Genomic DNA, 18,774 nt, shown 5'->3' on the forward strand with positions numbered 1-18,774 from the left:
CCCTTCCATCAAGGGAGGGGCTTTCCTAATTCTGATAGAAATGTGCGGCTAACCTGTCTTGTTAGCCGATCCAGGTTCAATTCCTCGGCAGGGGCACCAGTTTCCCAGTTCCCCTGCTCTCTATCAGCGTCGAAGCGTGCCGGTTTGCGGGCTAGAACAGGATGATTTTAGGCCGGGTCGGCCTAAAATCTGAATCCTGTTCTACATTATATAGTTAGAGCATGATGTCGTCCGAAAACCGCTTACACTTTTCGGCATCATGCTCTAGAAGCGCTCGCCGACCATATGCTCGCTTTTCGTCCACAATCCCCTGGCCGTCTCGGGATCGAGCGCGTAGGTACGCACGCCTTCGGAAATCGGGCTGATCTCCGCATCCGTCACTTCGGAGACGTGGCAATTCTCGCAATATCTGCCACCGACCGCGTCTGCAGGGGCGACGAAACCTGCCCAGACGGAGGTAGCCGCACCCTGAGGAATCGTCTTCCACTGGAAAGGCGGCTTGCCCTCGGCGGAGAGTGCTGCGTTGATCTGCGTTATCATGCCTTCAATCATGTCAGGGTCGAGATGACGGTCGAGCTCGGTCTGGATGCCGCCGGGATGCAGTGCCGTTGCACGGATGCCGCGCTCCTTGAGGCGCCGGTCGAGTTCCACCGCGAACAGGATATTTGCGGTTTTCGACTGGGCATAGGCCGCCCAGGGCTCATAGGTCTTGCTCTCGAAATTGAGGTCATCGAGGCTGAAAGGTGCCATGCGATGGCCCGAGGATGCGACGATCACCACTCGGCCGCCCGATTTGACGAGCGGTGCGATGCTGTTGACCAGCACGAAATGACCGAGATGGTTGGTGCCGAACTGCGTTTCGAAGCCATCGGCGGTGCGGCCGAAGGGAGCGGCCATCACGCCGGCATTGGCAATGACGACATCGAAGGGCCGGCCATCCGAAATGAGCGCATCGGCACAGGCGCGCACGCTTGCCAGAGAGGCAAGATCAAGCTCGACGATATCAAGGCTGCCGCCATTGGCCGCACCGGCACGCACGACTTCCGTTGCCGCCCTCGCCTTTGCAAGGTCACGTGCCGTACCCGTCACCTGCGCTCCATGGGCTGCCAACACACGCGCGGTTTCCACGCCGAGGCCGGCCGAAACACCCGTCACCAGAACACGCTTGCCCTTGAGATCGACGCCGGCGAGCACCTCATCGGTGGTCGATGTCGCGCCAAAAAGTCCACTCATGATTATCTCCTTGATCATGGACGCACCGCTCCAGGCTGGTGGACCATTGCCCGCCGGCCTCAAATGAAATAAAAGGAGGATGCCTCCAGATAAATATGGAGGGTACCTCCGCTTATCAAGGGGCCTCTCGGAAATGGCCGAAAAAAGCGACGAGCCCACCGCCCGAAAGCCGCGTGCGGATGCCGAACGCAATCGTCTTCTGCTGATGGAGACGGCAAAGACCGTCTTTGCCGACAAGGGTTCCAGCGCCAGCCTGGAGGAAATCGCCCGCATCGCCGGCGTCGGCATCGGCACGCTCTATCGCCATTTCCCGACCCGCGACGCACTGGTTTCCGCCATCTACCGCAACGAGACGGCGCAGCTTGCCGCTGCCGCCAAAAGCCTTGCCGAGACACATCCGCCTGTCGAAGCGCTTCGCCTGTGGCTGGTGCAGTTCGTCGACTATGTCGTGACGAAACACGGCATGTCCGAAGTGCTGGATTCTTTGGTCGGCGGCACCTCCGAGCTCTATGCCGATTCTGCCGATTTGATCATAGGTGCCGTCAATCTGCTGGTGGATCGCGCAGTCGCCACTGGTGAAATCCGTCTGGCGATGGACCCGCTCGATATCCTGCGCGCCCTGGCCGGCGGCGCGAGCATCAGCAGTGGCCCCGCCTGGCGGGATGCGGCAAGGCAACTCATCGATATTCTGATTGCGGGTATGAGAGCCAGTCGCTGAGGCTGTCGTACCATTGCGGCACGGCTGTCTCAGATGACGGTTGGGGACATCGACATGGAGGGTTTCCGCGCGCAAGGTGGAAGAACTTGTCGGCGATTGGGAGCCGCGAACAGGCCTGCTTTCCACCCGGCGCCTTCCGTGTCGACAAATACTGGTCGCCGGTCAACCGCGTCGACAACGTCTATGGCGATCGCAACCTGATCTGCACCTGCCCGCCGGTGGAAAGCTACGCAGAGGCGGCTGAGTAGCAGCGTTAGGCAAAGCTCCTTCCCCAGGTTGGGAGGGTCTGCATGCTTTTGGTGCGCAAGGATCAAATTTAACCTTTCTTAGCAAGTCTCTGTTAGCAATTCAGAAAGGCGGCTTCCATCAACATGGATCTCCGTCGATCCCTTGTTCTGCGTGCAGGTTCTTATGCGTACATCGGCAGTGCCAGCAATCCTCCTCGCCGCCCTGATCCTGTCGGGATGCGCCGCCAGTTCTGGCGCCGAAGATGTGCTGGGCAACGTGCCGTCGTCGGAAACGACCAATGCCATCGCCCAGCCAAGCGGCCCGATTCCTGCCGCTGCCGTGGGCGATCCTGCGCCGCAGGCAAGCCCGCCGCAGCAAGCGTTGCGCTGGGCGGGAGAGGTTCCGGAGCCGCAGGCGCTCGTGCCCGCCGACAGGCCGGTTGGCATGCCGCTGCCGACAGATAAACCGGTCGCGCTGCTGATGCCGGCCAATCCCGCCGGCAATGCAATGCCCGATGTCGGCACGAGATCGCCGACACGCGGCCAAATTTACGGCCACCGCTTCCGCGATGCCAAGCCGATCAACTTCGGCTCCACCTCGCCGAGAAAGCTTGCCGTGCATGGCGTCGATGTCTCGCGTTGGCAGGGCGAGATCGACTGGGAAACGTTGCGGAGGCAAGGCGCCAATTTCGTCTACATCAAAGCCACGGACGGCGGCGATCACCTTGATCCGATGTTCAAGAAAAACTGGCGCCGCGCCAAGGAAGCCGGCCTGAAACACGGCGCCTATCACTTCTTCTATTGGTGCCGGACGGCAGGCGAGCAGGCCGACTGGTTCATCCGCAACGTGCCAAGGGAAGCCAACGCTCTTCCGCCCGTCATCGACGTCGAATGGAACGGCGAATCGAGCTGCAAGAGGCGCATCTCGCCTGCACGTGTCCGGGAAAAGATGCAGGTCTTCATGGACAAGCTGGAGCGCTATTACGGCCAGCGCCCGATCATCTACACGGCGCCGGACTTCTACCGCGACAATTTGAAGGGCCAACTGCTCGACTACCCCTTCTGGTTGCGCTCTGTGGCCGCTCACCCCTCCAAGGTCTATCCGGGTCGCAAGTGGCTGTTCTGGCAATATTCCGGCTCCGGCCTTTCCGATGGCGTTGACGGCAAGATCGACCTCAACGTGTTCAACGGCAATGAAAGCGATTGGCACGACTGGGTGGCGTCGCGATAGCCGAAGCTTGCAATGGCTCCGCGCCCCGTCCTCACGCGGACTTCTGCACCTTCACCGGCACGCCTTTGTAGGCAGGCGTTCCCGATTTCCGGTCGTAATCGCCAAGCGCGATGACCCTGTTCATCTCGGGATAATATCCGGCGATGGAGCCAACAGGGATGTCGTAGGCCACTGCGGTGAAGCCTCTGACCGCCCTGCTGCTGGTTTCAGCGACCGACTCGATATCAACCTTATCGCCATCGGCGAGGCCGCGTGCGAAGAGATCCCCGCTGTTCATGAAGATCACGTCACGGCGGCCGAAGACGCCACGATAGCGGTCGTCAAGGCTATAGATTGTCGTGTTGTACTGGTCGTGACTGCGCGGCGTTGTCAGAACCAGTGTGTCTGCGTCTGCAAGGCGCGGATCTTCCTCCAGCCCAGGCGCGATGAGGAACTGTGCTTTTCCTGAGGGCGTGCGCCATTGCCGGTCGGAGGCCGCCACTGTAAGCCGGAAGCCGCCGGGTTTCCTGACCCGTGTGTTGAAATCATGGAAATCGGGAAAGACCACTTCGATCTTTTCCCGAATGCGATTGTAATCGCTGATCATCCCGTCCCAATCGATACCGTATTTGACGCCGAGCGTTGCCTTGGCGATGCCGGCGATGATCGCCGGTTCGGATCTCAGCTCTTCGCCTGGTGGTTTCAGGAAGCCGCGCGAGGCGTGCACCATCGACATGGAATCCTCGACGGTCACCGATTGTGGTCCCGTCGTCTGAATATCCTGGTCGGTGCGGCCGAGAACGGGAAGGATGATGGAGGTTCGGGCGATCAGCAGGTGCGAGCGGTTGTGCTTTGTCGCCAGATGGACGGCAAGGTCGAGCTTGCGCATGCCGGCGAATGTCGCCTCCGGATCGGATATGGCGACGGCGAGATTGCCGCCGAGGCAGACCAGCGCCTTCGACCGGCCTTCGATGATCGCCTCGATGGCCTCGACGGCGTTATGGCCCTTCTCCTCCGGCGGGCGAAAGCCAAAGGCCTTCTCCATGCCGTCGAGAAGCGCCATGTTGGGGATCTCGGTGATTCCGACGGTCCGGTCGCCCTGAACGTTCGAATGCCCCCGCAGCGGGCAGATACCGGCGCCCTGGCGGCCGATATTTCCCCGCAACATCAGGAAATTGGCAAGCTGCTGGACATTGGCAGTGCCGTGGCTGTGCTGGGTGATGCCCATGCCATAGCAGAGGATGACGTTGCGGGCGTTGAGATAGACATCAACGGCGCTGTCGAGCGCCTCGAGCGTCAATCCCGATCTCTTCAGGATCGACGCCCACTCCGTCTTTGCAATATCGGCCTTAAGAGCCTCCAGTCCGATCGTGTGGGCTTCGATGAATTCCCGGTCGAGAAAGCCTTTGCCGCCTGCCGCGATATCGGCATCGTCGCGCTCGAATATCCGCTTCATCAGGCCCTTGAGGGCAGCGAGATCCCCTCCGGTGCGCAGCTGATGATAAGCAGATGCGATCGGCGTCGAAGACATCGTCGCCATTTCCACCGGGTTCTGCGGTCCCGCAAATTTCTCGAGCGCGCGTTCTTTCAGGGGATTGAAGACCACGATCGGGACGCCGCGCCTCGCGGCATCATGCAGAGTGGTCATCATCCGCGGGTGGTTGGTGCCGGGATTGTGGCCGAAGCTGAAGATCGCATCGGCATGATCGAAATCTTCCAAGGTCACCGTGCCCTTCCCGACCCCGATCGAGTCGGGCAGACCGACGCTGGTCGCCTCATGGCACATGTTCGAGCAGTCGGGAAAATTGTTGGTGCCGTAGGCCCTGACAAAAAGCTGGAACAGGAATGCCGCCTCGTTCGAGGCGCGTCCCGATGTGTAGAATTCGGCCATGTCAGGATCGGGCAGTTTGCGCAGTTCGGCGCCGATCAGCGTGAAGGCTTCCTCCCAGCCGATCGGCAGGTAGCGGTCGCTGGCGTGATCATAGACCAGCGGGTGCGTCAGGCGGCCCTGGTCTTCCAGCTGATGGTCGTTCCATTGCCACAGTTCGGCGACCGTATGCCCTGCGAAAAAGTCAGGCCCGGCCCGTTTCGCCGTGGATTCCCAGGTGATCGCCTTGGCGCCGTTTTCACAGAACTCGAATGAACTCGTATGTTTGGGATCGGGCCAGGCGCAGCCCGGACAATCGAACCCCTCGGGCTGATTGGCTTTCAGCAGCGTCGCAGCCCCCTGCGCAATGACCTGCTGGCGCGCAAGGGTTTCGGCGACGGCTTTGAGTGCACCCCAACCGCCGGCAGGGGCCGTGTATTTCTCGATGCCTTTCGGCCGCTTCTTGGTCATCACCTGCTCCACAAATCCGTCCGAGGGCCAGCGCCTATTATCAATGCAAAGGGATGCCATGCGATAGATGGCGCGGACATCCTTTTAAAAGATCGGACCGCTCCGAGGGGGCGGAGCGGTCCTGGCGGATCATGGGATCCACGAGACTCGGCGCGGGAGGGGACATGCCGATGTCTATCGGCACATTCGCGGTGCCGGTCTCCACATGGAAGTCACTTCCGAGAGACAGCCAGACCTTACGTCCCGGCAGCAGACCACGAAACTATACATAGGTATGGGGGATCTTGTTGATACCATATTGCCCAAGCTCGTGGTGCCCGCTGAGACCTAAACAGAAGGATAGGTCCGGCTACACCAGCATTGAATGTCCTGCTTTCCAAACCTGCTCTACGGTTCTTTCAAGGCCAGCGAAGCAGGAACGCCAAATTGACGGCCGCGCAGCCAGATCGCTCATTCCCGAAATCCCCAGCCAGGGAGAACAGCCATGGACCGTATCGAACTCGAAAACCGTCGCAAGGCGTCGCTTGCCACTCCGTCCGACCTTGCCTCCAACGCGACCGCCGACATCTCGGGCCCGCTGGCAGCGCTGCTTGCCGATACCTTTGCCCTCTATCTCAAGACCAAGAACTTCCATTGGCATATGAGCGGCCCGCATTTTCGCGATTATCACCTCCTGCTCGACGAACAGGGCGACCAGATTTTCGCGATGACCGATGCGATCGCCGAGCGCGCCCGCAAGATCGGCGGCATGACGATTCGCTCGATCGGTCATATCGGCCGGCTGCAGCGCCTTCTCGACAATGACGCCGATTTCGTCACGCCGCGCGACATGCTCGCAGAACTGAAAGACGACAACCAGCAGCTCATCTCGTTCATGAGGCAGGCGCACGAGGTCTGCGCCGAGCATAACGACGTCGCCACATCAAGCCTGCTCGAAGTCTGGATCGACGAGACGGAACGCCGCGCCTGGTTCCTGTTCGAAACAACCCGGAACGCCGCATAACCGGCTGACCGTCCGCTGGAAAGCGGTAATGTCATGACCACTATCCGGACACTTGAGGATCCTCAACTCGGAAGATTTGGTCGTCTGGCGAAGGCGGCCGCCAACGGATCAGCTTTCGTCGACACTTGTTATGAAGCGCTATGTCACGGACGCGAATGGCCTCCGTTGCGGTCGTTCGGGAACCATGTCAATCGACGCCGGCTGATCATCGGCCAGTTGCTCATCCTGGCTGCGGCGCTTGCATTTGCAGCCGCCGCATCGCCCATGTCGGCCCTGGTGGCGGCGTCTCTTATCGCCGCCGCAGGCTCCACTGCCGCTTATCCTGGATAAAGTGCCGTGCCGATCCCGAACAGAGGCGACGGCACGAGGCCCTGACCTAAGGCTTTTGCTAACGCAAAGCCTTCAGCATTTCCTAAAGCCTCGCAGCTACAAGCTTACCATCCAGTTCTGGGGAAACGGCTGATGAGCCTATCGGATATTGCGAGTACTGCTCTTTCGGGAATGCGGGCACAGGCGACGCGGGTTAGCGCGATTGCCAACAACATTGCAAACACCAGCACGCCAGACTATGCTAGGCTGAACACCAGCCTCACATCCGTTGTGTCAGGCGGCGTACAGGCCGTCGTCAGCCCGACGACGTCAGAGGTCGATCAGGCCACGGAGCTCACCGACCTGATCGAAGCCGAGCAGAGCTACAAGGCAAATGCCGTGGTCTTCGAGACCGGCGCCGACATGTGGGAAATGCTGATGAGCATCAAGCGCGACTGAGCACACCCGGATTTCATCGAGAATTGGCTGGCTGAGAATTTCCCGCCAGCCTGAAGGGCGCGGCTATCAGGAATGCGCCGGCTCGCCCTGGCGCTGGGCGGCAAGGGCTGCGAGATCGGCGGGCTTCAACTCGACGGATTCGCCGCAGCCGCAGGCCGATGTCTGGTTCGGATTGGTGAAGGTGAAGCCGGAGCGGAGCGTCGTCGTCTCGAAGCCCATTTCGGTGCCGAGCAGATAGAGGGCTGCCGACGGCTCGACCCAGACTCTTGCACCGTCGCGCTCGATCAGGTCGTCCTTGGCATTGGGCTCGGTCACTAGGTCGATGGTATATTCCATCCCGGCGCAGCCGCCCTTTTTGATGCCGACGCGGACACCCTTGGCATCAGCACCCGAATTCTCGACGATCGCCTTGACGCGGGCCGCAGCCCCGTCCGTCATGCTCATGATTGCAAAGCCCATCGGCTCATTCTCCTTCCGCAACCGGGGTCAAGATCCGGCGCATCGTGACTCAAATGTAGTACCCTGAAGTAAACGGATCAATACCGCGGGATGTCAGTACCAGCCGACGGCGACTTGCGCCTCCTCCGACATGCGATCCGGCGTCCACGGCGGATCGAAGGTCATTGCCACCTCGACGCCCGATACGCCTTCGACGGCGCCGACGGCGTTTTCGACCCACCCGGGCATCTCGCCGGCCACCGGGCAGCCGGGGGCGGTCAGCGTCATCATGATTTTCACCATCCGGTCGTCCTCGATGTCGATCTTGTAGATCAGACCGAGCTCGAAGATGTCGGCGGGAATTTCCGGATCGTAGACCGTCTTCAGCGCGCTGATGACGTCGTCGCTGAGTCGCGCCAGCTCATCGGCCGGAATGCTGGAATGCACGATGCCTTCGCGCACGTCGATCTTCTGTTCGCTTTCGTCCAGGCTCATCACGGACACTCCTCAAGCAAAGAACTTGCGCGCATAATCAAGCGCATCGGCCAGGGCATCGACCTCGGCGCGGGTATTGTACATGCCGAAGGATGCACGGCATGTGGAGGTGACGCCGAAGCGTTTCAAGAGCGGCATGGCGCAATGCGTGCCGGCCCTGACTGCAACACCCTGCCGGTCGATCACCATCGAGACGTCGTGGGCATGAATGCCGGCAAGTTCGAAGGAAAAGATGCTGCCCTTGTCGGGCGCCGTCCCGAAGACTCGCAGCGAATTGACGGATTTCAGCCGCTCGACCGCATAGGCGGCAAGATCGGCCTCATGCCGGGCGATCGCCTCGCGGCCGATCTTCTCCATGTAGTCGAGCGCATAACCGAGCCCGATCGCCTGCACGATCGGCGGCGTGCCGGCCTCGAAGCGATGCGGCGGGTCGTTATAAGTGACCATATCCTCGGCGACCTCGAAGATCATCTCTCCACCGCCCTGGAACGGGCGCATCTCGAAAAGCCGCTCCTTCTTGCCGTAAAGCACGCCGATGCCTGACGGGCCGTAGAGCTTGTGGCCGGTCATGACGTACCAGTCGCAATCGATATCCTGCACGTCAACAGGCAGATGCACGGCGCCCTGGCTGCCGTCGATCAGCACCGGAATGCCGCGCGCATGCGCGATCCGGCAGACTTCCTTGACGGGAACGATTGTGCCGAGCGCATTCGACATATGGGTGATGGCAACGAGCTTGGTGCGCTCCGTCAGGCTCTTCTCGAAATCCTCAATATGGAAGGCGCCCTCGTCGTCGACAGGCACCCAGACAAGTTTGGCGCCCTGCCGCTCGCGGATGAAGTGCCAGGGCACGATGTTGGAATGGTGCTCCATGATCGTAAGCACGATCTCGTCGCCTTCGCCAATCTTCGGCATGCCCCAGCCATAGGCGACGGTGTTGATCGCTTCCGTCGAATTCTTGGTGAAGACGATGTCGTTCACCGAAGGCGCATTGAGGAAGCGGCGGACCTTCTCGCGCGCTGCCTCATAGGCGTCCGTGGCCGCATTCGAGAGATAGTGCAGGCCACGATGCACATTGGCATATTCATGGCTATAGGCATGCGAGATGGCGTCGATCACCACCTGCGGCTTCTGCGCCGACGCGCCGTTGTCGAGATAGACCAGCGGCTTGCCATGCACCTTCTCCGCTAGGATCGGAAAATCCCGGCGGATGGCTTCGACGTCGTATGGCTTGGCCGGCACTATCTTGTCCATTGATATATCCGATCAGGCGTGCTTTTCGAGCCAGGCCGAAATCACGCCTTCCAGCGCCTCGACCAGGGCTTCGTCTTCCAGTTCCTCGACGATTTCGGCAACGAAAGCGTTGACGAGCATCGCCCGCGCCTTGTTCTCCGGAATGCCGCGCGCCATCATGTAATAGAGATGGTTGGCGTCGATATCGGTCACCGTGGCGCCGTGGCCGCACTGCACGTCGTCGGCGAAGATTTCGAGCTCGGGCTTGACCGAGAATTCGGCATCGTCGGACATCAGCAGCGTGTTGCAGGCCATCTTGGCATCGGTCTTCTGCGCATCGGGCGCCACCCGGATCATGCCCTGGAAGACACCCTTGGCACGGTCGAAGACGACGTTGCGGATGACTTCGGTCGACCCGGTATTCGGCACGTCGTGGCCGAGTACCATCGTCACGTCGGTATGCGTGTCGCCGCCGAGCAGATTGATGCCGCGCAGCGTCAGGTCGGCGCCCTCGCCTGTCACCTTGATATGCAGCTCCTGGCGCACCAGCTTGCCGCCGGCATTGATGACAAAAAGCCGGAGCTTGGCGTCTGCGCCGAGATCGATGCGGATCTGGCCGAGATGCGTATCGTCGGCTCCCTGCTGCTGCAGGATGATCCAGGTCAGTTCCGTGCCTTCGCCGACCGTGATGTCGGTGACGTGGGACACCAGCGCAGCATCGCCGGTCACCGTGCGGTGACGCTCGATGACCGTCGCCTTGACACCGGCGCCGAAGGACACAGGCAAGCGAGTATGCGTCTGCCCGCCCGCATGGATGAACTGGATTTCGAGCGGGTTTTCAAGCTCGGTCTCGGCAGGCACGTCGATGACATAGCCATCGCGCACGAAGCTGCCATTGATGCGGCCGACCGCGTCGTCGCTGCCGAGCGCATCCAGGCCATCCGCGGCGGAGCCGTCGAGCAGATGTTCGGAATAGGCCGAAACGCCAAGACCGTCGGCCGTAGCCTTCTGGTTGGAATGGCCTTGGATCACCGCCAGCACCGTGGCATCAGCAACGAGCGGCTCCAAAGCCTCCGAGCCGGCATCGCCCGCCTGCTGCGGAACGGTGCGCAGCAGATTCTTGAGGTCGGTATAATGCCAGGCTTCGATCCGGCGCGTCGGCAGGCCGGCCTTCTTCAGGTCGTCGAGAAGCCGGTCGCGCAGGGCCGTCACCGTGCCATTGCCCGGCAGTTCGCCGATCTGCTGATTGAAGGCCTCGATCAGCGCCGTCTCGGCCGCAGTCAGGCGGCTCGTCGTCTGCATGTTCATGGACATCATCCTTTCCACCCGAAACTCAGGCCGCCGTGCCGATGATGTCGGCATAGCCGTTGGCTTCCAGCTCATGCGCCAGCGTCTTGTCGCCCGACTTGATCACCTGGCCCTTGTAGAGCACGTGGACGGTATCCGGCACGATATAGTCGAGCAGGCGCTGGTAGTGGGTGATGACCACGACCGCGCGGTCCGGCGAACGCAACGCGTTGACGCCGTCGGCGACGATCTTCAGCGCATCGATGTCGAGGCCGGAATCGGTTTCGTCAAGCACGCAGAGATTCGGCTCGAGCAGCGCCATCTGCAGGATTTCGGCCCGCTTCTTCTCGCCGCCGGAGAAGCCGACATTCAGCGGCCGCTTCAGCATTTCGGTATTGATCTGCAGCTTGCCGGCGGCATCCTTGACCCGGCGCATGAAGTCCGGCGTCGTCAGCTCGTCCTCGCCACGCGCTTTGCGCTGCTCGTTCATCGCCACCTTCAGGAACTGCATGGTGGCAACGCCCGGAATTTCGACCGGGTACTGGAAGGCGAGGAAGATGCCCTTGGCAGCGCGTTCGGCCGGATCGAGCTCGAGAATGCTCTCGCCATTGTAGAGAATATCACCCTCGGTGACTTCGTAGTCGCTGCGGCCGGACAGCACATAGGAGAGCGTCGACTTGCCGGAGCCGTTCGGCCCCATGATCGCGGCAACTTCGCCGGCCTTCACCGTCAGGTTCAGGCCACGGATGATCTCGGTGCCGTCTTCGGCGATGCGGGCATGAAGGTTCTTAATTTCAAGCATCTTTGGTTCCTGCGTTTTTCTCTGCGCAGCTCACTAGGAGCCTCGCGTAATATCTAAGGGACATCGACATGTTGCGCTCGGCGCTATCGAGCAAAAAAGCGGACGACGCGGAAAACCGCGACCGTTACGAGCCCAACCCATTCGAGAAAATCCGAGATCCCCTGAAAGATCATTCCCGGTTTTTCCATGCGCTGCCGGAGAAACACATAAGGCTGCTCCGGCGGCGTTTCGGTCTCGTTTCTTAGCTCGCGGGGGCGAATTTTCGCCAATATCTCCCCGCGCATATTCGTCAGACGTTCAAGAATGCGCTTCTTGTCCGCTTCGCTCATGTCAGCCTACAGAGCCTTCCAGCGAAATGCTGATCAGCTTCTGCGCCTCGATGGCAAATTCCATCGGCAGTTCCTGCAGGACTTCCTTGACGAAGCCGTTGACGATCAGTGCGATCGCCGCTTCGGTCGGGATGCCGCGCTGCAGGCAGTAGAACAGCTGGTCCTCGGAGATCTTCGAGGTTGTCGCCTCATGCTCGAACTGCGCCGTCGAATTCTTCGCCTCGATGTAGGGCACGGTATGGGCGCCGCACTTGTCGCCGATCAGCAGCGAATCGCACTGGGTGAAGTTGCGCGCATTCGATGCCTTGCGGTGAGCCGAGACCTGGCCGCGATAGGTGTTGTTGGAAACGCCGGCCGCGATGCCCTTGGAGACGATGCGGCTCGACGTGTTCTTGCCGAGATGGATCATCTTGGTGCCACTGTCGATCTGCTGATGGCCGTTGGACACGGCGATCGAGTAGAACTCGCCGCGGCTATCGTCGCCGCGCAGGATGCAGGACGGATACTTCCAGGTGATCGCCGAGCCGGTCTCGACCTGCGTCCAGGAAATCTTCGAGCGGTCGCCACGGCAATCGCCGCGCTTGGTGACGAAGTTGTAGATGCCGCCCTTGCCGTTCTTGTCGCCGGGATACCAGTTCTGCACCGTCGAATATTTGATCTCGGCATCGTCGAGCGCAACCAGCTCGACCACGGCGGCATGCAGCTGGTTTTCGTCGCGCTGCGGCGCCGTGCAGCCTTCGAGATAGGAGACGTAGGCGCCCTCTTCCGCAATGATCAGCGTGCGCTCGAACTGGCCGGTGCCCTTCTCGTTGATGCGGAAATAGGTCGACAGCTCCATCGGGCAGCGAACGCCCTTCGGCACGAAGACGAAGGAACCGTCGGTAAAGACCGCCGAATTCAGCGTCGCGTAATAATTGTCCGTGGTCGGTACGACCGAGCCGAGGTACTTCTGCACCAGTTCCGGATATTCGCGGATGGCTTCCGAGATCGACATGAAGATCACGCCGGCCTTCTTCAGCTCTGCCTTGAAGGTGGTGACGACCGAGACGCTGTCGAAAACGGCGTCGACGGCGATCTTCGGCCTCTCGACACCAGCAAGGATCTCCTGCTCACGCAGCGGAATGCCGAGCTTCTCATATACCTTCAACAGCTCCGGATCGACCTCGTCAAGCGACTTCGGACCCGGCGTGCTTTTCGGCGCGGCGTAATAATAGATGTCGTTGAAATCGATCTTGGGATAGTCGACGCGCGCCCAGGTCGGCTCTTCCAGCGTCAGCCAGCGACGATAGGCCTCGAGACGCCATTCCAGCATCCACTCAGGCTCCTGCTTCTTCGCCGAAATGAAACGAATGATGTCCTCGGACAGGCCTTTCGGCGCCTTGTCCATCTCGATGACGGTCTCGAAACCGTATTTGTACTGGTCCACATCGATCAGGCGGACCTGGTCGATTGTTTCCTGCACGGCAGCCATCTCATTCTCCAATCTCGCCGGATACAAGGTCCGGCAGCTTGTAGTGTTTGGGCAATTGTCTTGCCCTTTATGTAAGGGGCCAAAAGGGACTTTTCAGCCCGATTGGCAAGCAGAAATTTGCGTTTCCGCAAGTTTTGACACAGGGCAAGCCGCCTCGCCAGCCGACCTGCGTCGGTTGGCGATCTTTGCGAAAGCCGCAATCGCCCTGTCGATATCCTCTTCCGTCGTCGAAAAGCCGAGCGAAATGCGCAGCGCTCCGAGCTTGGCGTCACGTCCCATCGCCGTCAGCACATGGCTTTCGCCAAGCCGGCCCGATGAGCAGGCCGAACCTGCGGAAAGTGCAACGCCTTCGAGATCGAAGGCGATCTGTCCGGTCTCGGCCTTCAGCCCCGGCAGGGTGAAGAAGATCGTATTGGCGACACGCTCGCCACCCTCGCCGTGGATCATCACGTCGGCTGCCGTCTGACGCATGCCGGCTTCGAGCCGCTCGCGCAACGCGCCGATTGCCGCATTGCGCGCCTCGAGTTCGTCGACCGCCGCTTCTGCTGCCGCGCCGAAGCCGATCAGCGCCAGCGAATTCTGTGTCCCCGAGCGGTGACCCCGCTCCTGTCCGCCGCCCTGGATCAGCGGCCTGGGCATCAGCGCCTCGCCGCGCGCAATGAGCGCGCCGGCCCCCTTCGGCCCGCCGATCTTGTGCGAGGAAACGATCATGAAGTCGGCGCCGATCTTCTCTATATCGAGCGCGATGCGGCCGGCCGCCTGCACGGCGTCGACGACGAAGAGGCCACCATGGGCATGGACGATCTTTGCCGCTGCCTCGACAGGCTGCACGATGCCCGTCTCATTGTTGACGAGCATGATAGCGACCATCGGCAGGCCGGCAGCCTTGTCATGCGCTTCGAGCAAGCGGCCGAGCGCATCGAGATCGACGATGCCGGCTTCCGTCACCGGGATCTCCGTCATCGTCTCTCTGGCGAAGCGGCCGCCTTCGCGCACCGCCGGATGCTCGATCGCCGAAAAATAAAGCTGGCCGAGCCGAAGCGGCGTGCGGCCCATGCGGAAATCCGGCGTCAGCACCAGATTGGCGGCCTCAGTCGCGCCGCTGGTAAAGACCACATTGCCGGCGTCGGTGCCGACCAGTGCCGCCACTTTGCGTCGTGCGCCTTCGATCGCAGCGCGGGCGGCACGCCCTTCGCCGTGAACGGAATTTGGATTGCCGAAAATGTCGATGGCGCGCATGATCGCCGCGCGTGCCGTGGGGTGCAGCGGCGCTGTGGCATTCCAGTCGAGATAAAGGCGTGGCGGCGCCATGATCTTCAGTCCTGCGCTTGACGAGCTTGCTTCGGCACCCGCGGCTCATTTTTCTTGAAATTTCCGCCGGGCTTGCCTTATGACACATTCCACGATGCGTGGATCGCCATGCAAGTTTCGAATTGTTCTAAACTGCGTTTTAGAAAAGCTGACAACACTAGTCAAGTCATGTTGTCATCCAACGCAGCGCGAACGCGAAATAAAACCCGGAGTACCAATGCCCGAAGTTATTTTCAACGGCCCAGCCGGCCGTCTTGAAGGCCGCTACCAGCCCTCCAAGGAAAAAAGCGCGCCCATCGCGCTCATTCTGCATCCGCATCCTCAGTTCGGCGGCACGATGAACAATCAGATCGTCTACCAGCTCTTCTATATGTTCCAGAAGCGTGGGTTCACGACGCTGCGCTTCAATTTCCGTGGCATCGGCCGCAGCCAGGGTGAATTCGACCACGGCGCCGGCGAACTCTCGGACGCCGCCTCGGCGCTCGACTGGGTGCAGAGCCTGCATCCTGATTCCAAGACCTGTTGGGTCGCCGGTTATTCCTTCGGCTCCTGGATCGGCATGCAGCTCCTGATGCGCCGGCCGGAGATCGAGGGCTTCATGTCGATCGCGCCGCAGCCGAACACCTATGATTTCTCCTTCCTGGCGCCCTGCCCCTCTTCCGGCCTGATCATTAATGGTGAGGCCGACAAGGTGGCGCCGGAAAAGGATGTCAACGGCCTGGTCGAGAAGCTGAAGACCCAGAAGGGCATCCTCATCACCCACCGCACCGTTACCAACGCCAACCACTTTTTCAATGGCCAGGTGGAAACGCTGATGGGCGAATGCGAGGATTACCTCGACCGTCGTCTCAACGGCGAACTGGTGCCGGAACCCGCCGCCAAGCGGATTCGCTGACACCCAAATCTCGGCCTCATCGAGGCCATGACGGTCCGCAACACAACCGGGCCGGCTGTCCCGGAACAGATCACCTACCGTGTTGCAATCCATGTTGCAGTGCGGTAGGGTCCTCGCGATCCTAACAAAAGCGAGGTCCGTAATGACCAAGTCGTTCGGGGAAGTCCTGGATAAGTATAGGGGAATTGGTCCGGGGTTCGATTTTCTTCGAATAGGGCTCGCCTTTTCCATCGTATTGACCCATTCCTTTTTGTTAACCGACAACAATGACTTCATCAGGGGGTCAGTATTCTGGTTTACTGAATACGCTCTTGTTCCGATGTTCTTCGCTTTGAGCGGATTTCTGATTGCCGGTAGCGCCCAGCGCTTGAGCCTTCGGAATTTTCTGATCAACCGAGGCTTGCGCATCGTCCCGGCCCTTGCCGTCGATATCGTCGTTTGCTCGCTGATCATCGGGCCGATCATTACGGTCGTTTACCACTCCGAATATTTTACCGATCAGCGGTTTTTCAAATACTTCCTGAATATCGTCGGCTGGATTCATTACGAACTTCCGGGCGTCTTCCAGGATAATCCGAGCCAGCGTGTCAACGGCGCTCTGTGGACGGTTCCCTGGGAAATCTTCTGCTACATCATCATGTCGTTCCTGATGATCACCGCCATCGTCAAGACGCGCTACAAGCTGCTCGCGGTGACGATCGCCTACATCGTCATCGGCCTTATCGTGCAGAAGATGCCCTATCTGCTGCCAGGCTCGATCAAGCCGATCGCTCGCTTCCTGTTCATGAGCCGCGGCTCCCAGCTGATAACGGCCTTCATGATGGGCATCGTCGTCTTTCAGTTTAAAGCGGTCATTCCGCATTCTCGCTGGTTGTTTGCCGCCGCCTGCCTGGTTTGCATCGTCGCTATCCTCACCCTCGACAGCAGTGCGACGGAATCGGTGATGAACCGGCCCCTGGTCATCACCTCTCTCGTTTACATCACCGTCTTCGTCGGCCTGTCCGAGGTGCCCATTCCGGCCTTTTTCAGGAAAGGCGACTATTCCTACGGCGTCTATCTCTATCACGACCCGTTTTTACAGATCTGGATCAGCTCGTTCCCGTCGGTTTTCCTCTATCCGAAATATGGTGCGCTGGCGCTCTATCTCGTCGGCCTGCCATCGGCTCTCGCCGTTGCGGTGCTGTCCTGGCATTTCATCGAGAAGCCGATCCTCGGCCTTCGCAAGAAATTCTCGTTCATCGCCCAGGTCAGGGGCGTCGAGGATGGCAATCAGGCTGGGCGCGAATCCCATGTCCGGCCGGTCGCCGTAAAGAGTTAGAGCTTTGCCGGCCGTTTATCGACGGTGAGTTCGAAAGCCGTGCCCAGCACTCCATCGATCAGGATCGGCGCGCGTTCGCGCATGCCGATCTTCCTCAGCACACGCTGCGAAGCGATGTTGTCGGGATGTGTGAAGGCAATGAAGCCTGGCGCAAACTGCCTTTCGAAGAACCAGTCAGCCAGCACGCTCGCCGCTTCCGTTGCCAGGCCCTTGCCCCAGGCCTCCTCGCGCAGGGAATAACCGAGTTCGAATTGCTCGTTCCTGAACCTCGAAATCCCCGCGCGGCCGATGAAGCTGCCGTCCTCGGCGAGGAGCTTGAATTTGGTCGTGCCGTCGCGCGCCTGCTCCTCGAACCAGCCCTGCAGCCGCTGCTCAGCCTTCTCGAGGCTCCACGGCGCATTGCCGGACAGATATCGGGTCGTTGCCATCGTCGAATGCAGCAACTGCACCAGGGCCGCATCGCCTTCGTCCCACATGACGAAGCTGAGCCGCGGCGTGTTCAATATAACGCTCGGCTCTCTCATGGCGTTGCAAGCACCCCGCCGCTGACGGGGGCGTCGACCCCCGTTGTGCCGGGAAATGTCAATGACAGCCCATCCAGCGATCGGACGGCGAGATAGGCCCAGGCCTCGGCTTCCATCGCATCGCCGTCGAAACCTGCCTCCTCGGCCGTCAACACCTTCGATCCCAGCCATTCGGCCATGGCCGAGAACTCCGCCATCACGGTGGCGTTCAGCCGCCCGCCGCCGCAGACGATATAGATCGCTGGGGTCTCGGGCAGGAAGTTGGCAGATTTGATGATCGACGCGGCGGCGACATGGGCCAGCGTGCGTGCGCCGTCTTCGAGGCTCGCGTCCTCCGGCCGAAGCGGCGCGAAATCGCCGCGGTCCAGCGAACGGCGAACATTGCCGCGGAAGAACGGGCTTTGCAGATAACGTTCCGCCAGGCTGGCCACCACCCTGCCGCGTCCGCCGATCGCGCCGCCGGGATCATAGGTTTTGCCGGTCTGCATCTCCACCCACTGGTCGATCAGCGTATTGCCCGGACCGCTGTCGAAGGCCGATATCCGGCCGTCCGTGCCGATAAAGGTGAGATTGGAGATGCCGCCGATATTGACGAAGCACACCGCCTGTCCCGCCTGCTGGAATTTTCCTGCAAGTGCTGCGTGATAGGCTGGCACCAGCGGCGCTCCCTGCCCGCCATGGACCATGTCGTTGGCGCGCATGTCGTAGACCACCGATATGCCGGTTCTCTTCGCAAGTTCCTGGCCGTCGCCGATCTGGATCGTCAATCCCTCATCAGGGCGATGAAGCACCGTCTGGCCATGGAAGCCGAGAATATCGACGGCATCGGCAGAAAGCCCGAAACGCTCCAGGAATACCGTAACGGCAATTGCATGCCGCAACGTCAGTTCAAGCTCGATATCGCGAAGCTCAGCCGGTCGCTGGCTTCTCTCACTGAGTGGACGCGACAGTTCCAGCGCCCGTTTGAGCTGCCCGCGAAAATCCGCGTCATAGGGCACGCCCATGAACGGGCCGCGCTCAATAAAGCCGCGGCCGTCGGTCCTGATCAATGCGACGTCGATTCCGTCCATCGACGTGCCGCTCATCAGCCCGATCGAGGTCCTGATGACATCCATGAGGCTTGCCTCCCATGCGATTCCCGGATGCACATTTATAAAAACAGTGCTAAACGCGC

Annotated in this window: 20 protein-coding genes; 8 read left to right on the forward strand and 12 right to left on the reverse strand. The window is 60.6% G+C overall.

The annotated features are described in order from the left end of the window. Window positions 1-264 precede the first annotated feature (264 nt). Entirely contained in the window at window positions 265-1,233 is a 969-nt protein-coding gene (locus tag AC25BC_RS10440) for an SDR family NAD(P)-dependent oxidoreductase (RefSeq protein ID WP_012757589.1), read from the reverse strand. Window positions 1,234-1,366: 133 nt separating this feature from the next. Here AC25BC_RS10440 and AC25BC_RS10445 point away from each other — a divergent pair, with 133 nt between their 5' ends. From AC25BC_RS10445 to AC25BC_RS10455, 3 genes are all read left to right on the forward strand, one after another. Beyond that, the gene (locus tag AC25BC_RS10445) at window positions 1,367-1,951 is read left to right on the forward strand and encodes a TetR/AcrR family transcriptional regulator (protein ID WP_012757590.1); all 585 of its coding nucleotides are present in this window, start codon (window positions 1,367-1,369) and stop codon (window positions 1,949-1,951) included. Between the two features lie 86 nt (window positions 1,952-2,037). After that, window positions 2,038-2,199 carry a hypothetical protein gene (locus tag AC25BC_RS10450; protein WP_162770400.1) on the forward strand — a complete coding sequence of 54 codons (162 nt, stop codon included), beginning with the start codon at window positions 2,038-2,040 and terminating at the stop codon, window positions 2,197-2,199. A 163-nt stretch (window positions 2,200-2,362) separates the two neighbouring features. Beyond that, the gene (locus AC25BC_RS10455) at window positions 2,363-3,409 is read left to right on the forward strand and encodes a glycoside hydrolase family 25 protein (protein WP_012757591.1); all 1,047 of its coding nucleotides are present in this window, start codon (window positions 2,363-2,365) and stop codon (window positions 3,407-3,409) included. 31 nt (window positions 3,410-3,440) lie between these two features. On the opposite strand, the gene AC25BC_RS10460 is transcribed toward AC25BC_RS10455, so the two are convergent. Next, window positions 3,441-5,726, reverse strand: coding sequence for an FdhF/YdeP family oxidoreductase (locus AC25BC_RS10460; protein ID WP_128439319.1), 2,286 nt, complete (start codon window positions 5,724-5,726; stop codon window positions 3,441-3,443). A gap of 484 nt (window positions 5,727-6,210) precedes the next feature. On the opposite strand from AC25BC_RS10460, the gene AC25BC_RS10465 reads away from it, so the two are divergent. The 3 genes from AC25BC_RS10465 to AC25BC_RS10475 all read left to right on the forward strand — a co-directional run bounded on the left by AC25BC_RS10465 (window position 6,211) and on the right by AC25BC_RS10475 (window position 7,497). Continuing rightward, window positions 6,211-6,729 carry a Dps family protein gene (locus AC25BC_RS10465; protein ID WP_012757593.1) on the forward strand — a complete coding sequence of 173 codons (519 nt, stop codon included), beginning with the start codon at window positions 6,211-6,213 and terminating at the stop codon, window positions 6,727-6,729. A 33-nt stretch (window positions 6,730-6,762) separates the two neighbouring features. Continuing rightward, window positions 6,763-7,059, forward strand: a complete 297-nt coding sequence (locus AC25BC_RS10470; protein WP_128439320.1) for a hypothetical protein — start codon at window positions 6,763-6,765, stop codon at window positions 7,057-7,059. A 132-nt stretch (window positions 7,060-7,191) separates the two neighbouring features. Continuing rightward, on the forward strand, window positions 7,192-7,497 hold the full coding sequence (locus AC25BC_RS10475) for a flagellar basal body rod protein FlgC (protein ID WP_012757594.1): 306 nt from the start codon (window positions 7,192-7,194) through the stop codon (window positions 7,495-7,497). A gap of 66 nt (window positions 7,498-7,563) precedes the next feature. Here the strand turns inward: AC25BC_RS10475 and sufA are convergent, their stop codons facing one another. The 8 genes from sufA to AC25BC_RS10515 form a co-directional block, all read right to left on the reverse strand. Further along, a complete protein-coding gene (gene sufA / locus AC25BC_RS10480) occupies window positions 7,564-7,956 on the reverse strand; it encodes a Fe-S cluster assembly scaffold SufA (protein ID WP_012757595.1) in 393 nt (130 codons plus the stop codon). A 93-nt stretch (window positions 7,957-8,049) separates the two neighbouring features. Beyond that, complete coding sequence (locus AC25BC_RS10485) at window positions 8,050-8,430, reverse strand: SUF system Fe-S cluster assembly protein (protein ID WP_003559708.1); 381 nt, start codon at window positions 8,428-8,430, stop codon at window positions 8,050-8,052. A gap of 12 nt (window positions 8,431-8,442) precedes the next feature. Beyond that, window positions 8,443-9,684 carry a cysteine desulfurase gene (locus tag AC25BC_RS10490; protein ID WP_128439321.1) on the reverse strand — a complete coding sequence of 414 codons (1,242 nt, stop codon included), beginning with the start codon at window positions 9,682-9,684 and terminating at the stop codon, window positions 8,443-8,445. A 12-nt stretch (window positions 9,685-9,696) separates the two neighbouring features. Beyond that, complete coding sequence (sufD, locus tag AC25BC_RS10495; protein WP_012757597.1) at window positions 9,697-10,971, reverse strand: Fe-S cluster assembly protein SufD; 1,275 nt, start codon at window positions 10,969-10,971, stop codon at window positions 9,697-9,699. A gap of 25 nt (window positions 10,972-10,996) precedes the next feature. Further along, window positions 10,997-11,752 (reverse strand): Fe-S cluster assembly ATPase SufC, encoded by a 756-nt coding sequence (sufC, locus tag AC25BC_RS10500; RefSeq protein WP_012757598.1) that lies wholly within the window; start codon window positions 11,750-11,752, stop codon window positions 10,997-10,999. Window positions 11,753-11,835: 83 nt separating this feature from the next. Continuing rightward, window positions 11,836-12,081 carry a hypothetical protein gene (locus AC25BC_RS10505; RefSeq protein ID WP_012757599.1) on the reverse strand — a complete coding sequence of 82 codons (246 nt, stop codon included), beginning with the start codon at window positions 12,079-12,081 and terminating at the stop codon, window positions 11,836-11,838. 1 nt (window position 12,082) lies between these two features. Further along, a complete protein-coding gene (gene sufB / locus AC25BC_RS10510) occupies window positions 12,083-13,552 on the reverse strand; it encodes a Fe-S cluster assembly protein SufB (RefSeq protein ID WP_012757600.1) in 1,470 nt (489 codons plus the stop codon). 93 nt (window positions 13,553-13,645) lie between these two features. After that, window positions 13,646-14,863 carry a cysteine desulfurase family protein gene (locus AC25BC_RS10515; RefSeq protein WP_012757601.1) on the reverse strand — a complete coding sequence of 406 codons (1,218 nt, stop codon included), beginning with the start codon at window positions 14,861-14,863 and terminating at the stop codon, window positions 13,646-13,648. Between the two features lie 217 nt (window positions 14,864-15,080). Here AC25BC_RS10515 and AC25BC_RS10520 point away from each other — a divergent pair, with 217 nt between their 5' ends. Together AC25BC_RS10520 and AC25BC_RS10525 are read left to right on the forward strand one after the other, a co-directional pair. Continuing rightward, window positions 15,081-15,758 carry an alpha/beta hydrolase gene (locus tag AC25BC_RS10520; RefSeq protein ID WP_012757602.1) on the forward strand — a complete coding sequence of 226 codons (678 nt, stop codon included), beginning with the start codon at window positions 15,081-15,083 and terminating at the stop codon, window positions 15,756-15,758. Between the two features lie 142 nt (window positions 15,759-15,900). Then, the gene (locus tag AC25BC_RS10525) at window positions 15,901-17,076 is read left to right on the forward strand and encodes an acyltransferase family protein (protein WP_012757603.1); all 1,176 of its coding nucleotides are present in this window, start codon (window positions 15,901-15,903) and stop codon (window positions 17,074-17,076) included. Here AC25BC_RS10525 and AC25BC_RS10530 read toward each other — a convergent pair. Next, the gene (locus tag AC25BC_RS10530; protein ID WP_012757604.1) at window positions 17,073-17,600 is read right to left on the reverse strand and encodes a GNAT family N-acetyltransferase; all 528 of its coding nucleotides are present in this window, start codon (window positions 17,598-17,600) and stop codon (window positions 17,073-17,075) included. The genes AC25BC_RS10525 and AC25BC_RS10530 overlap by 4 nt on opposite strands. Continuing rightward, the gene (locus AC25BC_RS10535; RefSeq protein WP_012757605.1) at window positions 17,597-18,715 is read right to left on the reverse strand and encodes an anhydro-N-acetylmuramic acid kinase; all 1,119 of its coding nucleotides are present in this window, start codon (window positions 18,713-18,715) and stop codon (window positions 17,597-17,599) included. Before AC25BC_RS10535 ends, AC25BC_RS10530 begins: the two co-directional genes overlap by 4 nt. Between the last annotated feature and the right edge of the window lie 59 nt (window positions 18,716-18,774).

It is taken from the genome of Rhizobium sp. WSM409 (assembly GCF_057653825.1).

Bases quoted from the DNA above. Each gene is read 5' to 3' on its own strand.
- AC25BC_RS10520 (WP_012757602.1), top strand. From the start codon at position 15,081: ATGCCCGAAGTTATTTTCAACGGCCCAGCCGGCCGTCTTGAAGGCCGC.
- AC25BC_RS10460 (WP_128439319.1), bottom strand. From the start codon at position 5,726: ATGACCAAGAAGCGGCCGAAAGGCATCGAGAAATACACGGCCCCTGCC.
- sufB (WP_012757600.1), bottom strand. From the start codon at position 13,552: ATGGCTGCCGTGCAGGAAACAATCGACCAGGTCCGCCTGATCGATGTG.
- AC25BC_RS10445 (WP_012757590.1), top strand. From the start codon at position 1,367: ATGGCCGAAAAAAGCGACGAGCCCACCGCCCGAAAGCCGCGTGCGGAT.
- AC25BC_RS10440 (WP_012757589.1), bottom strand. From the start codon at position 1,233: ATGAGTGGACTTTTTGGCGCGACATCGACCACCGATGAGGTGCTCGCC.
- AC25BC_RS10505 (WP_012757599.1), bottom strand. From the start codon at position 12,081: ATGAGCGAAGCGGACAAGAAGCGCATTCTTGAACGTCTGACGAATATG.
- AC25BC_RS10530 (WP_012757604.1), bottom strand. From the start codon at position 17,600: ATGAGAGAGCCGAGCGTTATATTGAACACGCCGCGGCTCAGCTTCGTC.
- AC25BC_RS10475 (WP_012757594.1), top strand. From the start codon at position 7,192: ATGAGCCTATCGGATATTGCGAGTACTGCTCTTTCGGGAATGCGGGCA.
- AC25BC_RS10525 (WP_012757603.1), top strand. From the start codon at position 15,901: ATGACCAAGTCGTTCGGGGAAGTCCTGGATAAGTATAGGGGAATTGGT.
- AC25BC_RS10490 (WP_128439321.1), bottom strand. From the start codon at position 9,684: ATGGACAAGATAGTGCCGGCCAAGCCATACGACGTCGAAGCCATCCGC.
- AC25BC_RS10470 (WP_128439320.1), top strand. From the start codon at position 6,763: ATGACCACTATCCGGACACTTGAGGATCCTCAACTCGGAAGATTTGGT.
- AC25BC_RS10515 (WP_012757601.1), bottom strand. From the start codon at position 14,863: ATGGCGCCGCCACGCCTTTATCTCGACTGGAATGCCACAGCGCCGCTG.
- AC25BC_RS10535 (WP_012757605.1), bottom strand. From the start codon at position 18,715: ATGGATGTCATCAGGACCTCGATCGGGCTGATGAGCGGCACGTCGATG.
- sufA (WP_012757595.1), bottom strand. From the start codon at position 7,956: ATGGGCTTTGCAATCATGAGCATGACGGACGGGGCTGCGGCCCGCGTC.
- AC25BC_RS10485 (WP_003559708.1), bottom strand. From the start codon at position 8,430: ATGAGCCTGGACGAAAGCGAACAGAAGATCGACGTGCGCGAAGGCATC.
- sufC (WP_012757598.1), bottom strand. From the start codon at position 11,752: ATGCTTGAAATTAAGAACCTTCATGCCCGCATCGCCGAAGACGGCACC.
- sufD (WP_012757597.1), bottom strand. From the start codon at position 10,971: ATGAACATGCAGACGACGAGCCGCCTGACTGCGGCCGAGACGGCGCTG.
- AC25BC_RS10455 (WP_012757591.1), top strand. From the start codon at position 2,363: ATGCGTACATCGGCAGTGCCAGCAATCCTCCTCGCCGCCCTGATCCTG.
- AC25BC_RS10465 (WP_012757593.1), top strand. From the start codon at position 6,211: ATGGACCGTATCGAACTCGAAAACCGTCGCAAGGCGTCGCTTGCCACT.